The sequence below is a fragment of the Pseudomonas sp. ICMP22404 genome (assembly GCF_006227205.1).
Lineage (GTDB): Bacteria > Pseudomonadota > Gammaproteobacteria > Pseudomonadales > Pseudomonadaceae > Aquipseudomonas.
In genome coordinates, this window is sequence record NZ_VCNG01000005.1 from 65,211 (window position 1) to 79,512 (window position 14,302).

Below are 14,302 nucleotides of genomic sequence, written 5' to 3' on the forward strand. Positions count from 1 at the left end.
CTTAAAGGGTCTCTGATCCGGTCAGGCGTTTGATGGTACCGCGCAGGATGGGGCTGTCGGGCTGGTCCTTGAGGAACTTGCTCCAGATCTGCCGGGCCTCGCGTTGTTTGCCGGCGGCCCACAGGACTTCGCCCAGGTGAGCGGCGACTTCCTGGTCGGGAAAGCGCTCCAGGGCCTGGCGCAGCAGGCGCTCGGCTTCGTCGAGGTTGCCCAGGCGGAAATTCACCCAGCCGAGGCTGTCGAGCACCGCCGGGTCTTCCGGGTTGAGCTGGTGGGCCTGCTCGATCAATACCTTGGCTTCGGCGTAGCGGGTGGTGCGGTCCGACAGGGTATAGCCGAGGGCGTTCAGGGCCATGGCGTTGTCAGGGTCACGCTGGATGATCAGGCGCAGGTCTTTTTCCATCTGGGCCAGATCGTTGCGTTTTTCCGCCAGCATGGCGCGGGTGTACAACAGGTTCAGATCGTCCGGGTATTGCTTCAAGGCCTGTTGCAGCACGTTCCAGGCCTTGTCGCTCTGATTGTTGGCCGACAGCGTCTCGGCTTCGATCAGGTACAGCTGAATGCCGTAGTCCGGCTGGGCGTCGCGCTGTACGGCCAGGCGACTCTGGGCTTCGGCCGTCTTGCCGTTGCCGATCAGGATATCGGCCTGGCGCAACTGCGCCGGCAGGTAGTCGTTGCCCGGACCGACCTGGGCGTACTCGATCAGCGCGCTTTCCGGGTCGTTGCGTTCTTCGGCGATGCGACCCAGGTTCAGGTGGGCCGAGTCGACATGGCTTTCCCGGGCGATCAGGTCTTCCAGATAGCCCTTGGCCTCATCCCAGGCTTTGGCTTCCAGGCAGACCAGTGCCAGGGAGTAGCGCAATTCGTCGTCTTCGGGGTATTGCTGGACGAGGCTGGAGAACTCCACCTTGGCATCGTCCATGCGGTTGTTTTCCACCAGCATGCGGGCGTAGGTGAGGCGCAGGCGCTTGTCGTCCGGATACTTCTTGATGCTTTTTTCCAGCAGAGGCAGTGCTTCGTCGCCGCGGTTCAAGCCTTGCAGCAGGCGAGCGCGCAGCAGGATCGGCGCCACTTCGCCGGCTTCCGGCGGGTTGTCTTCCAGCAGGGTGAGGGCGCCCTGGGCGTCGCCATCCTGTTGCAGCAGCAGGGCCTTGCCAAAAATCAACTGACCGTTGTTCGGATGGCGTTCCAACAGGCGGTCGAAGCTCTTCATCAGGCCGCTGCGGGTTTCCTGGTCGGTATCGGCAGCCGATAGCGCGAGGAAATCGAAGTGGGTATCCCCCTTGCCCTGCAGGACTTTCTCCATGTAGGTCATGGCGTCGTCGTAGCGCCCGGCGCGTGCCAGTTGCACGGCGGCGGCGCGTTGCGCTTCGAGGTCGTCCGGGGCATTGCGGGCCCAGATCATCGCGGTATCCAGCGCAGCCTGGTCGGCCCCCAGGTACTCGGCGATGCGAAACGCCCGCTCGGAGATGCCCGGGTCCTGGGTATTGATGGCCTGGGTCACGTAGTTGTCCAGCGCAATGTCGAAGCGATTGCGCTGGCCTGCCAGTTCGGCGCTCAACAGGCTGAAGATGGTTTCTTCGCTGAACGAGCCGTAGACCTTGGGTTTTTCAGGTGCCTGCGTGCTGTCTTCGACCGGCGGCGTACCGTCCGTCGAAACGGGGGCCATGGATTGGCAGCCGCTGAGCAAGGCAAGAGCGAGGAGCAACGCGGAAGATCTATTCATATAGGAAGAGGACGACTAACCTGCGGTCGGATCATCATGACACAAGCCTTCGGTCAAACATAACCGCCCCGTCGATTTACGAAGCGAGGGAGGGCGATAGAGATGCAGTGGTTGTTCTGGATCTGGCGAAGTAGGACAATTGCCGGCTTCACGTCACCATCAGCGACCTTGAATGGCCTTCCTTGCACTTGGTATCAACCACAAGACTGCTTCAGTAGACGTCCGCGAGCGCGTGGCCTTTACGCCTGAGCAGCTGGTGGAGGCCCTGCAGCAGCTCTGCCGGCTCACCGAGAGCCGTGAGGCTGCGATCCTCTCCACCTGCAATCGCAGTGAGCTTTATATAGAACAGGATCATGTTTCGGTCGATGCCGTGCTGCGCTGGCTGGCCGAATACCACGACCTGAGCCTCGAGGAGCTGCGTGCCAGTGCCTATGTGCATGAGGACGATGCGGCCGTTCGTCACATGATGCGTGTCGCCTCCGGGCTCGATTCTCTGGTGCTGGGCGAGCCGCAGATTCTCGGCCAGATGAAGTCGGCCTATGCCGTGGCTCGCGAGGCCGGTACGGTCGGCCCGCTGCTGGGGCGGTTGTTCCAGGCCACGTTCAACGCCGCCAAGCAGGTACGCACCGACACGGCCATTGGCGAGAACCCGGTGTCCGTGGCGTTTGCCGCCGTCAGCCTGGCAAAACAGATTTTCAGCGATCTGCAACGCAGCCAGGCGCTGCTGATCGGTGCCGGCGAGACCATCACCCTGGTCGCCCGCCATTTGCACGACCTGGGGGTCAAGCGCATTGTCGTCGCCAATCGGACCCTGGAGCGGGCCAGTATCCTGGCCGAACAGTTCGGTGCCCACGCGGTACTGCTGTCGGATATCCCGGCCGAGCTGGTGCACAGCGACATCGTCATCAGTTCCACCGCCAGCCAGTTGCCGATCCTCGGCAAGGGCGCGGTGGAAAGCGCCCTGAAGCTGCGCAAGCACAAGCCGATCTTCATGGTGGACATTGCCGTACCCCGGGACATCGAGCCGGAAGTCGGCGAATTGGACGACGTGTACCTTTATAGCGTCGACGACTTGCACGAAGTGGTCGCCGAAAACCTCAAGAGCCGGCAGGGCGCAGCCCAGGCGGCGGAGGAGATGATCTCCGTTGGCGCCGAGGACTTCATGGTGCGCCTGCGCGAGCTGGCCGCGGTGGATGTGCTCAAGGCCTATCGTCAGCAGAGCGAACGCCTGCGCGATGAGGAACTGCAAAAGGCCCAGCGCCTGCTGGCCAACGGCGGCAGCGCTGAGGAAGTGCTGGTGCAACTGGCCCGTGGCCTGACCAATAAATTGCTCCACGCCCCCAGCGTCCAGCTCAAGAAACTGACCGCAGAGGGCCGCCTCGATGCACTGGCCATGGCCCAGGAACTCTTTGCCCTCGGTGAGGGTTCACCGGATAGCTTTTCGGATAAGAAATCGCAATGAAAGCGTCACTGCTCAATAAACTGGACACCCTCCAGGACCGTTTCGAAGAACTGACCGCCTTGCTGGGCGATGGCGAAGTCATTTCCGACCAGAACAAATTCCGCACCTATTCCAAGGAGTACGCGGAAGTCGAGCCGATTGTCGCGACCTATAAACAGTTGCTCAAAATTCAGGACGACCTCGCCGGTGCCCAGGCACTGCTCAAGGACAGCGACCCGGACCTGCGGGAAATGGCGGCTCTGGAAGTGCGCGAGGCCAAGGAACAATTGGTCGAGCTGGAAAGCAATCTGCAGCGCATGTTGCTGCCCAAGGATCCGAACGACGGGCGTAACGTGTTCCTGGAAATCCGCGCCGGTACTGGCGGCGATGAAGCGGCGATCTTTTCCGGCGACCTGTTTCGCATGTATTCGCGCTACGCCGAGCGGCGTGGCTGGCGCGTGGAGATCCTGTCGGAGAACGAAGGGGAGCATGGCGGCTATAAGGAAGTCATCGCTCGGGTCGAAGGCGACAACGTCTATGGCAAGCTGAAGTTCGAGTCCGGGGCCCACCGTGTACAGCGTGTGCCGGCCACCGAATCCCAGGGGCGTATTCATACCTCGGCCTGCACGGTGGCGGTATTGCCCGAACCGGACGAACAGGAAGCCATCGAAATCAACCCGGCGGACCTGCGGATCGACACCTACCGTTCCTCCGGCGCGGGCGGCCAGCACGTCAACAAGACTGACTCGGCGATCCGCATCACCCACTTGCCTTCGGGTATCGTGGTCGAATGCCAGGAAGAGCGTTCCCAGCACAAGAACCGCGCCCGGGCCATGGCCTGGCTGTCGGCCAAGCTCAACGACCAGCAGACCAGTGCCGCCGCCAATGCCATCGCCAGCGAGCGCAAGTTGCTGGTGGGTTCGGGGGATCGTTCCGAGCGCATCCGCACCTACAACTTTGCCCAGGGCCGGGTCACCGATCACCGGGTCAACCTGACCTTGTATTCCCTGGATGAAATCCTGGCCGGCGGTGTCGATGCCGTGATCGAACCGCTGCTGGCCGAATACCAGGCCGACCAATTGGCCGCGATTGGCGAGTAAACAAAGGTGAACACATGACCATCATCGCCAGTCTGCTACGCGCCGCCGAGCTGCCGGATTCACCCACGCCAAAACTGGATACCGAGTTACTGCTGGCGGCTGCGCTGGGCAAGTCCCGCAGCTTCCTGCACACCTGGCCCGAGCGGATCGTGCCAAGCGAGGCCGCCCTGCTGTTTTCCGAATACCTGCGTCGTCGTCGTTCCGGCGAGCCGGTGGCCTATATCCTGGGGCAGCAGGGCTTCTGGAAGCTCGACCTGGAAGTCGCGCCCCATACCCTGATCCCGCGTCCCGACACCGAGTTGCTGGTGGAAACCGCGCTGGCTTTGTTGCCGCCCACTGCGGCCAGGGTCCTGGACTTGGGCACCGGCAGCGGCGCGATTGCCCTGGCGCTGGCCAGCGAGCGCCAGGCCTGGAAGGTCACGGCGGTCGATAGGGTGCTGGAGGCCGTGGCCCTCGCTGAACGCAATCGTCAGCGCCTTGGTCTGGTCAACGTCACGGTGTTGAGCAGTCACTGGTTCAGTGCTTTGGATGGCGAGCGTTTCGAGTTGATCATCAGCAACCCGCCTTATATTGCCGCCGCCGATCCGCACCTGGCCGAAGGCGACGTGCGTTTCGAACCTGCCAGTGCATTGGTCGCGGGCCAGGATGGGCTCGATGACCTGCGCGAGATCATTGCCCAGGCGCCGGATCACCTGACACCGGGCGGCTGGCTGATGCTCGAGCACGGTTACGATCAGGCCGAGGCGGTGCGGGATCTGTTGCAGGCTCAGGGTTTCGCCGAGGTCCACAGTCGCAAGGACCTGGGCGGCCATGAACGCATCAGCCTGGGGTGCCTGCCGTGCTGAACGATCAGGAGCTGTTGCGCTACAGCCGGCAGATTCTGTTGCAACATGTCGACATCGACGGCCAACTGCGCCTTAAGCAAAGTCGTGCATTGATCGTCGGTCTCGGCGGCCTTGGTGCGCCGGTGGCGTTGTATCTGGCCGCCGCCGGCGTTGGCGAACTGCACCTGGCGGACTTCGATACGGTCGACCTGACCAACCTGCAACGCCAGATCATCCATGACACCGACAGCATCGGCCTGAGCAAGGTCGATTCGGCCCAGCGTCGTCTCACGGCGATCAATCCCGAGGTGCGACTGGTGCCTCATCCGACGGCCATGGACGAGGACAGCCTGGCCGCGGCTGTCGCGGGGGTGGATCTGGTGCTGGACTGTTCCGATAATTTCTCGACGCGTACCGCGGTCAACGCGGCATGTGTTGCGGCGCGCAAGCCGCTGGTCAGCGGGGCGGCGATCCGTCTCGAGGGCCAGCTGTCGGTGTTTGACCCACGCCGTCCCGAAAGCCCTTGCTACCACTGTCTCTATGGCCATGGCAGCGAGGCCGAGTTGACCTGCAGCGAAGCAGGGGTGCTTGGGCCGCTGGTGGGCCTGGTGGGCAGTTTGCAAGCCCTCGAAGCCTTGAAGTTGCTGGCCGGTTTTGGTGAGCCGTTGGTAGGGCGCCTGCTGTTGATCGATGCCCTGAGTACGCGGTTCCGCGAGTTGCGGGTCAAGCGTGACCCGGCCTGCAGTGTCTGTGGTGACCCACATGAGTGAAGCGCCGGTCGGTGTCCTCGACTCGGGCGTCGGCGGGTTGTCGGTGCTGGGTGAAATCCGTCGGCTGCTGCCGAACGAGTCGCTGTTGTACGTGGCTGACTGCGGGCATATCCCCTACGGCGAAAAAACGCCGGAATACATCCGACAGCGCTGCGCGATCATTGCCGATTTTCTCCTTTGCCAGGGCGCCAAGGCACTGGTGGTGGCGTGCAACACCGCAACGGTCGCAGCGGTGGCTGATTTGCGTCGCGATTTCCCCCACTGGCCCATCGTTGGCATGGAGCCGGCAGTCAAGCCGGCCGCCGCCGCCACCCGCAGCGGTATTGTCGGCGTACTGGCCACCACCGGTACCTTGCAGAGCGCCAAATTCGCCGCCTTGCTCGACCGTTTCGCCACCGATGTGCAGGTCATCACTCAACCGTGCCCGGGACTGGTGGAACTGATCGAGGCAGGTGACTTGCGCAGTCCGGCGTTGTATCAGTTGTTGCAACATTACGTTGACCCGTTGCTTGCAGCGGGCTGCGATACGCTGATCCTGGGCTGCACGCACTATCCGTTCCTCAGGCCATTGCTCAAGCAAATGATCCCGGACCACATCAGCCTGATCGACACGGGTGCAGCCGTGGCCCGGCAACTTCAGCGCCTGTTGGCCGAGCGTGGGTTGTTGGCGAAGGGACCGGCCAGCGAAACGCAGTTTTGGACGAGCGCTGATCCGACACATTTAAGAAATATCCTACCGACGCTATGGCATTCGTCTGGCCTTGTGCGAAGCTTCTCTCTGTAAGCAAAATGTGAAAATTCCGTAAATGCTGCTGAACTTCTGTTCCGGCGCGGATTTCTATACTTTTGTCTGTTTGTAACAAAAAACTAACTATGTCGTTCGGAAAAGGATGTTTCTAATGAAGCGCTTATTCTGCTTTGCCGCATTTGCGGCTGCATTGCTGGGGCACACCTATACCGCACAGGCAGCAGGTGTGGAGTTCGGGGTCGGCCAGACCAGCGACTCGACCATGACTTATCGTCTGGGGATGCAATTCGATTGGGACAAGAGTTGGTGGCAAAGCGACGTAGGCCGTCTGACCGGCTACTGGAGCGGTGCCTACACTTACTGGGAAGGGGATAAGACGTCCAGTAACCACAGCCTGTCGTTTTCGCCGGTCTTCGTGTATGAATTTTCCGGTGAAAGCGTGAAGCCTTACGTCGAGGCCGGCATAGGCGTTGCGCTGTTCGACAAGACCGAGCTGGAAGATAACAAGCTCGGTAGCTCGTTCCAGTTCGAAGACCGCATCGGCTTTGGCCTGCGCTTCACTGGCGGACATGAAGTGGGCATTCGCGCCACTCACTATTCCAACGCGGGCATCAAGTCGGATAACGATGGCGTGGAAAGCTACGCCCTGCACTACACGATGCCGTTGTAATACCTGAACCTGTGGGGAGCAGTTGCTTGCAACGGCGCTGGTGCAGTTGGCTTTGATGTCGACTGCGCTACCGCTATCGCGAGCAGGCTCGCTCCCACACTGTTTCGCGGGTAGCCGCGAGTCTGATATCCCCCGCTGATCCCTGTGGGAGCGAGCCTGCTCGCGATAGTGGCGGTGATGTTCTACCGATACGCCGTCGTAATCCCGCGGCGTTCTTCAATGCATTCCGGTGCCCCCATTTCGAACTCCCGACAGATCAGCGGGCGCTTTTCGTAGATGGTGCACTTCATGCTGTCGCGATCCAGCGCCGCGCACCAGCCGTCATCGAGGCGCAACATCACTTCCCCACCCCAATCGTCCGTGGCGATGAAGCGTTGCGGGACGCCGGTGTCGGTGATCAGCAGTACTTCCAATTGGCAGCAGCACGCCGCGCACGTTGAACACGTAACGGTCGGTGCGGTGAGGTCAGCAAGAGGGATGGTTTCCATGGCGCGCAGTGTAAGGCAAGCGGGCCGCTCAGGGTCGACCCTTGATCGGTGAGGTGGCGCTTATCTGACGAGGATCGATGTCCGCCTGTGCCGTCTGGCCCGATGGCGGTAACGGCCACAGCGCGGCCAGGGCCGTGATCGGGAGCAGCACTTCCTGAGGCCGTTCGACCAACTGGCTCAGGATGTAAGCGGCCGATTCGTCCGCCGCCCCTGGTGTGGCCGGAAAATTCGCCAGGCTCCCAAGCGCGCTATCGAAGTCCGGGCGAACGAGCGTTACGTCGATGTGTTCGGAGGCGCGAGCCGATTCGAATAGATAACGCATTGCTCCACTGCTGCCCTCGGTATGGGACGGTGGCAGGTAAGTTGCCGGGCTGATGATTCCCACCAGCAGGGGCGCGGTGCCGGCACGCAGCAATGGCGAGGCTGTTTCGATGCAAAGGCTGGCGACCAACAGGTTGCTGCGCACAATATGTTCGATGAGAGAAGCGTCGGGGAGCTGACCGTTGACGTACTCGGTGGTGCCGGCGTTCAGGATCAGCGTGTCCAGCGCCCCCCACTGCTGAGCGATCTGATCAGTGATGTCACGTACCGTCTGGCCGTCGGTCAAGTCGCCGTGCATCCTCAATACCTGGCCTGGATAACGTGTCGAGAGGGCTTCGCAGGATTGAGCAGAGCGTGAACTGATGGCCAGGTTCGCCCCGGTTTCGAGTATTGCCTGGGCCAACGAAGCGCCGACTCCGTTACCAGCGCCCGTCAGCCAATATCGCCGTGGTGGTCTCTGACCCATTCCATACTCCTTCTGATCGGGGCGGCACGCCGCGACGGGTAGCGGCCATTCACAGCAAAGTCCTTGCGTTTAGTCTGACTATATCTCGCATAGTTGGACGCGACCCTGGATTTCGCTAATTTCATGTTCGCTGATCGCCCGGCTTTTCGGACATGGCCTGTTGTCGCGCCGGCAGATTTCTGAAAGCCGCCAGCGCACGCTCCCGGGATTGTTTGAGATTGACGATCGGCGCCGGGTAGTTCGCGCGACCAAACAATCCGCCCAAAGGATTATGGACCTCTTGCGTATCCAGATCGTTCAGCTCAGGCAACCAGCGTTTGATAAACCGGCCCTCACGGTCGAATTTCTCCGATTGGCTCAAGGGGTTGAAGATGCGGAACCAGGGCGCCGAATCCGTGCCGGTGGAAGCGCTCCATTGCCAGCCGCCGTTGTTGGCGGCCAGGTCACCGTCGATCAAGTGCTGCATGAAAAAGCGCTCGCCTTCGCGCCAGTCGATCAGCAGGTTCTTGGTGAGGAACATCGCGACGACCATTCGTAAACGGTTATGCATCCATCCTGTTTCCAATAATTGGCGCATGGCTGCATCGATGATTGGCAAACCGGTGCGAGCCTGCTTCCAAGCTGTCAGTTCTTCAGGCGCATTGCGCCAGGCCAGGGCTTCGGTTTCCGGGCGGAACGCGCGATGACGGGACACACGAGGAAAGCCCACTAGAATGTGTTTATAGAACTCACGCCACAGTAATTCATTGATCCAGGTCACGGTTCCGACACTTCCGCTATCGAATTCGCCCTGGTTGGCTTGTAATGCGGCGTGCAGGCACTGGCGCGGCGAGACCACACCCGCCACCAGATAAGCCGAAAGCTGGCTGGTACCGGGCCTGGCCGGGAAGTCTCGTTCGCTTTGGTAGAAGTCCAGGTGTTGATCGACAAAGGTGTCGAGGCGTCGCCGGGCTTCGTTTTCACCGGCGGGCCAGAGGGTGCGCAGGGAGTCGCTGGGAAGGGCAAACCCTTCTACCTGCGTTGGCACCGGATCGCTGTAGATACCGGTCGGTGCCTGCCGGGACGGTGCGCGGATCAGCTTCGGCAGCGAAAGGTGCAAGCGGCTGTAGCAGACTTTGCGAAATTGGCTGAACACCTGGAAATAACTGCCGGTCCGGGTCAGTACGCTGCCGGGCTTGAACAGCAACTGGTCGAGGTAGCTGTGAAAAGCGATGCCCTGGGCTTTCAGGCTTCGGGCTGCTTCGGCATCGCGCCGGGCTTCATTCACTCCGTATTCTTCGTTGACATGCACCGCGTCGATGTTCAGTTCGCGGCACAGCGTGAGCAGTACCGACGGAGCCTGATCCCAGTGCGGCGCATGGCGGATCAGCAAGGGGATGTTCAGTTCGCTCAAGGCTGCGCTCAACGAAGCCAGGTTACGCAGCCAGAAATCGATCTTGCATGGTGCATCATCATGGGCGCGCCATTGCCCGGGACTCGTCAGGTACACCGCCACGCAAGGCCCCTGGGACGCGGCTGCCGCCAACGCGGTATTGTCGTTCAGGCGCAGGTCGCTGCGCAGCCAGATCAGTTGCATGGGGTTTTCCATTTCAAAGAAGTGCTTTGCGACTCAGCTCGCGGTAGGCCGATAAAGGGTCTTCGGCCCAGGTGATGTCCTTCATCGAGCCGCTGGCGGAGAGTCTGGCGTGATGGATCGAGGCGGCGGTGCCGGCAATGAAGATCGGGCAGTCGATTCCGTTCAGCAGTCTGGGCAGTTGCGACAGGTTCAGGGCGTGACTGGAATACAGCAGTACGCCGCGGGCCTTGAGGCGCTCGACCGCCAAGGCCAGTTCGCCCGCCGGTATCGGCCCGTCGAAGACTTCCACTGGGCAATCGGCGCTGCTCGCCAGCCAGGCGGTGAGCCACAGGCCAGGTTCCAGGGGAGCGTCCGAATGGTTGACCAGCAGCAGCGGCGCGCCGCGTAGCTGACGGTTGTTGTGGTAGATCCGACTGCCGAATTTGCTGCGCAGCCAGGAGTACAGGAACACCCTTTCCAATTGCGCGCCGAACAGGCCCTGCCAGCGCAACTGCATCTCCTCCAGCAACGGCAGCAGCAGCTGTTCACACACCGTCCAGGGCGGGTACAACCCCATTGCCTGGTTGACCAGGTCATCGACCTGGCGCTCGGCCAGTTGTGTCACTGCCAGCACGAGGGCGCGACGCTGTTGCTGCCAATCGCTGTCCAGCGGCTCGCTGGGCGGCTGCGGTGTGTCGAGCAAGGGCTTGATCTTGCTGACCGTCACGCCTCGGTCGATCCAGGCGAGAATACTCAGGATTCGCTGCACATGTTCGGCGTTGAACAACCGATGGCCCTTGGGGGTCCGCAACGGCACGATCAGGCCATAACGGCGTTCCCAGGCTCGCAACGTCACGGCGTTGACACCGGTTCGCCGCGCCACCTCGCGTATGGGAAGCCAGCCTTCCGCCAGGGCTTGGGCGAAATCGGCGCCAAGGTCTTCACCTGCGCTGGAGTCGGTATCGCCTTTCATCAGATGGCGTTCCGCAAACTGAGATTTTCCGGGTGCGGTTGCAGGTAGACCTGCTGCGCCAGGTAGGGATCGGGATGTTGGCGAAGGTGATGTTTGAGCAGGGTCAGTGGCACGACCAGCGGTACGATGCCGAGGCGGTACTGGGCGATGAGATGCTGAACTTCCTGTTTGTCCTCGGCGTCGATGGCGCGTTTGAGATAACCGCTCAGGTGCTGCAATACATTGGTATGGGTGCGGCGGGTGGCGCATTTTTTCAGGGCGGCCATCAGGGCGCTGAAGTATTGCGGGCCCAACTCGTTGGGGTCGGTCTTGCCCATGTTGCCCAACAGGTTGCCCAGGACTTTGTACTGCACGGGATTGTGAGCCATCAGCAGGTATTTGTAGCGCGAGTGGAACGCGATCAGGTCCCGCCGGGTCAGGCCCTTGCGGCGCAGCGGTTGCCAGGCGGCGTAGGCGAACACCCGGGTCAGGAAGTTCTCCCGCAGCACCGGATCGTTGAGGCGGCCGTCTTCTTCCACCGGCAAGTCCGGGTGGAGGTCGCAGAATGCCTGGGCGTAGACGCCTCGTCCGCCACCTGGCTGCGACGCGCCGTTATGGTCGTAGACCTTGACCCGCTCCAGTCCGCATGACGGCGATTTCTGCATGAAGATGTAGCCGCAGATGTCATCCAGTTCCGCAGCCATTTGCCGAGCGTAATTGACCAAGGGACGGGTCACGTTGAGGTCCTGTGTCACCGTGCCGACCACTTCGGGGTGTTCGGGATCGCCCACCAAGCGGATCGGCTCTCTCGGAATGCCCAGGCCGATGGCGACTTCCGGGCAGACCGGCACGAAATCAAAGTGTTCCGCGAGACGGCTGCACAGCTGTGACTGCTTATGCCCGCCGTTGAAGCGAACTTCGGCTCCCATCAGGCAAGCGCTGATGGCTATTTTCGGGCGGATCATGGCTGAGTCGGGCATGGGCACCTCTGGTGTATAAACTTGTACAATTTATGTTTGTTTGTACAATTTTATTCATCATAGATCCATGGCTGTACAAGTCAACCCGGTTCGCATGAGGGGAGAGGCCGCTGGCGTTATTCGCGGGCAGGCTGCCGTCTCGTTCGACAGCAGCGGAGGGTGCAGGATGACGCGATCTACTGGAGGCTGGCGTGCAAGCGCCGCGCGGCTTCCTGGCCGCTGAGCCAGGCACCTTCGACCCGGCCGGACAAGCACCAGTCGCCACACACGTACAAGCCCAGGTCGGCATCGGCCAGGGCGCCCCACTCATGGTTGCCGGCAGGGCGGGCGTAGAGCCAGCGATGGGCCACGCTGAAGCTCGGGGCGGGCATGGCGCTGTGCAGCAGTTCGGCGAAGGCACCGTGCAGGTGTTCGATCACCGCTTCCTTGGGCAGGTCGATGTGTTGCCGGCTCCAGTCGCTGGTGGCGTGCAATACCCAGGTGTCGAGCTTGCTGTCGCGTCCCGGTTTGCTGCGGTTACGGGCCAGCCAGTCGAGGGGGCTGTCCTGCACGAAGCAACCTTCCATGGGCGTATCCAACGCCTGTTCGAAGGCCAGGGCAACGGCCCAGGTCGGGTCCATCTTCACGCCGGCCGCCACCCCGGCCAGTTTCGGCACGGCCGCCAGCAACGCGGTGGCCTGGGGCGCGGGAGTGGCGATGACGACCTGGCCGAAGGGGCCATGGGTGAAGCCTTCCGCGTCCTGCAAGTGCCAGTGTTCCTGGCCGCGGTATACCTCGGTGATCCGGCAGGAGAACTGCACTTGCAACTTGCCGAGCAGGGCGCGGGTGATGGCGCTCATGCGCGGGGTGCCGACCCAGCGGGTCTGTTCGTCCGGGGAAGGGGTCAGTTGTCCGTCCTGGAAGTTGTAGAGTTGCGGGTTCCACTCCGCCGCCCAGCCGTTGGCCTGCCAACGCTGGACTTCGGTGACGAAGCGGCGATCACGGGCGGTGAAATATTGCGCGCCCATGTCCAGGGTGCCAGCGTCGCTGCGTTTGCTGGACATGCGCCCGCCGCTGCCGTGGCTTTTATCGAAGAGTTGAACGACATGCCCGGCCTCCGTCAGGGCCTGGGCGGCTGAGAGTCCGGCGATGCCGGTACCGATGATTGCGATGGGTACAGTCATGGGGGCCTCGTTTACCTTTCTGTACAGACTACGCCGTCGCGTAAATCTGTACAATTTGGGTTTTTGGTATAAGTTTTACCGTTCGCATTTGAACAGGTTGACCTATTGTTAAACACAGACCCTGTCCGATACGAAAAATCCCTGCTTATAAAAATAGACTAATGGGCCAGGTAAAACGCGCTGCGAGGATCATCTCATGCACATATTGCTGACCGGCGGTACTGGTTTGATCGGACGTCAGCTCTGCCGCCTCTGGTCGGAGCAGGGACATCGCTTGACGGTATGGAGCCGCCGAGCCGAAGAGGTGGCCAAAATCTGCGGTGCGCAAGTGCGGGGAATCGCCAAGCTCGATGAGATCGACGAACCGGTGGACGCGGTGGTCAATCTCGCGGGCGCGCCGATTGCCGATCGACCCTGGACCCACAAGCGCAAGATGTTGTTGTGGAGCAGCCGCATCACCCTGACCGAGGTCTTGCTGGCGTGGCTGGAGCGCTGCGAGCGCAAACCCGCCGTGTTGATTTCAGGTTCTGCGGTGGGTTGGTACGGCGACGGCGGCGAACGGGAATTGACCGAGGAGTCGGGGCCGGTCAGCGAGGATTTCGCCAGCCAACTGTGTATCGCCTGGGAAGAAACCGCGCAACGGGCCGAGGCCATGGGCATACGTGTGGTACTGGTTCGCACCGGCCTGGTCCTGTCCGCCGAGGGCGGCTTTTTGTCGCGGCTGCTATTGCCCTTCAAACTGGCGCTGGGTGGGCGTATCGGCAATGGGCGGCAATGGATGCCATGGGTCCACATCGATGATCAAATCGCCCTGATTGATTTTCTTCTGCACCGCGATGACGCCAGCGGTCCTTATAATGCCTGCGCGCCGAACCCGGTGCGTAATCGCGATTTCGCCAAGGCCCTGGGGCACATGTTGAATCGGCCTGCCGTGATGCCGATGCCGGAGCTGGTACTGAAAATCGCACTGGGGGAGTTGTCACTGCTGTTGCTGGGCGGCCAGCGCGCCACGCCGGCCCGGTTGCAGGCGGCGGGCTTCACTTTCCGGTTTACGGATTTGCCTGCGGCACTGGACGACTTGTCCAGCCGCTTTTGAAA

14 protein-coding genes are annotated in these 14,302 nt (G+C 61.6%); 7 read left to right on the forward strand and 7 right to left on the reverse strand.

What is annotated here, in order from left to right; translation table 11 throughout:
• Window position 1: 1 nt before the first annotated feature.
• Window positions 2–1,726, reverse strand: a complete 1,725-nt coding sequence (locus FGE05_RS11000; RefSeq protein WP_139644812.1) for a tetratricopeptide repeat protein — start codon at window positions 1,724–1,726, stop codon at window positions 2–4.
• A 172-nt stretch (window positions 1,727–1,898) separates the two neighbouring features.
• Between FGE05_RS11000 and hemA the strand changes: the two genes are divergently transcribed.
• The 6 genes from hemA to FGE05_RS11030 all read left to right on the forward strand — a co-directional run bounded on the left by hemA (window position 1,899) and on the right by FGE05_RS11030 (window position 7,279).
• Window positions 1,899–3,188, forward strand: a complete 1,290-nt coding sequence (hemA, locus tag FGE05_RS11005; protein ID WP_139644814.1) for a glutamyl-tRNA reductase — start codon at window positions 1,899–1,901, stop codon at window positions 3,186–3,188.
• The gene (gene prfA, locus FGE05_RS11010; RefSeq protein WP_139644818.1) at window positions 3,185–4,267 is read left to right on the forward strand and encodes a peptide chain release factor 1; all 1,083 of its coding nucleotides are present in this window, start codon (window positions 3,185–3,187) and stop codon (window positions 4,265–4,267) included. Before hemA ends, prfA begins: the two co-directional genes overlap by 4 nt.
• 14 nt (window positions 4,268–4,281) lie before the next feature.
• Window positions 4,282–5,112, forward strand: a complete 831-nt coding sequence (gene prmC / locus FGE05_RS11015) for a peptide chain release factor N(5)-glutamine methyltransferase (protein ID WP_139644820.1) — start codon at window positions 4,282–4,284, stop codon at window positions 5,110–5,112.
• Window positions 5,106–5,861 (forward strand): molybdopterin-synthase adenylyltransferase MoeB, encoded by a 756-nt coding sequence (locus FGE05_RS11020; RefSeq protein ID WP_139644822.1) that lies wholly within the window; start codon window positions 5,106–5,108, stop codon window positions 5,859–5,861. The genes prmC and FGE05_RS11020 overlap by 7 nt, the downstream gene beginning before the upstream one ends.
• A complete protein-coding gene (murI, locus tag FGE05_RS11025; RefSeq protein WP_139644824.1) occupies window positions 5,854–6,645 on the forward strand; it encodes a glutamate racemase in 792 nt (263 codons plus the stop codon). The genes FGE05_RS11020 and murI overlap by 8 nt, the downstream gene beginning before the upstream one ends.
• A gap of 115 nt (window positions 6,646–6,760) precedes the next feature.
• On the forward strand, window positions 6,761–7,279 hold the full coding sequence (locus FGE05_RS11030; RefSeq protein WP_139644826.1) for an acyloxyacyl hydrolase: 519 nt from the start codon (window positions 6,761–6,763) through the stop codon (window positions 7,277–7,279).
• 182 nt (window positions 7,280–7,461) lie between these two features.
• Here the strand turns inward: FGE05_RS11030 and FGE05_RS11035 are convergent, their stop codons facing one another.
• From FGE05_RS11035 to FGE05_RS11060, 6 genes are all read right to left on the reverse strand, one after another.
• Complete coding sequence (locus FGE05_RS11035; RefSeq protein WP_024778144.1) at window positions 7,462–7,767, reverse strand: YkgJ family cysteine cluster protein; 306 nt, start codon at window positions 7,765–7,767, stop codon at window positions 7,462–7,464.
• A gap of 28 nt (window positions 7,768–7,795) precedes the next feature.
• Entirely contained in the window at window positions 7,796–8,554 is a 759-nt protein-coding gene (locus FGE05_RS11040) for an SDR family oxidoreductase (RefSeq protein WP_139644828.1), read from the reverse strand.
• A gap of 121 nt (window positions 8,555–8,675) precedes the next feature.
• Entirely contained in the window at window positions 8,676–10,130 is a 1,455-nt protein-coding gene (gene phrB / locus FGE05_RS11045) for a deoxyribodipyrimidine photo-lyase (protein WP_139644830.1), read from the reverse strand.
• Between the two features lie 13 nt (window positions 10,131–10,143).
• Complete coding sequence (locus tag FGE05_RS11050; protein ID WP_139644832.1) at window positions 10,144–11,082, reverse strand: MerR family transcriptional regulator; 939 nt, start codon at window positions 11,080–11,082, stop codon at window positions 10,144–10,146.
• On the reverse strand, window positions 11,082–12,041 hold the full coding sequence (locus tag FGE05_RS11055) for a DUF523 and DUF1722 domain-containing protein (RefSeq protein WP_139644834.1): 960 nt from the start codon (window positions 12,039–12,041) through the stop codon (window positions 11,082–11,084). The genes FGE05_RS11050 and FGE05_RS11055 overlap by 1 nt, the downstream gene beginning before the upstream one ends.
• Before the next feature lie 176 nt (window positions 12,042–12,217).
• Entirely contained in the window at window positions 12,218–13,204 is a 987-nt protein-coding gene (locus FGE05_RS11060; RefSeq protein ID WP_139644835.1) for an NAD(P)/FAD-dependent oxidoreductase, read from the reverse strand.
• A 196-nt stretch (window positions 13,205–13,400) separates the two neighbouring features.
• Between FGE05_RS11060 and FGE05_RS11065 the strand changes: the two genes are divergently transcribed.
• On the forward strand, window positions 13,401–14,300 hold the full coding sequence (locus tag FGE05_RS11065) for a TIGR01777 family oxidoreductase (protein WP_139644837.1): 900 nt from the start codon (window positions 13,401–13,403) through the stop codon (window positions 14,298–14,300).
• The last annotated feature ends 2 nt before the right edge of the window (window positions 14,301–14,302 follow it).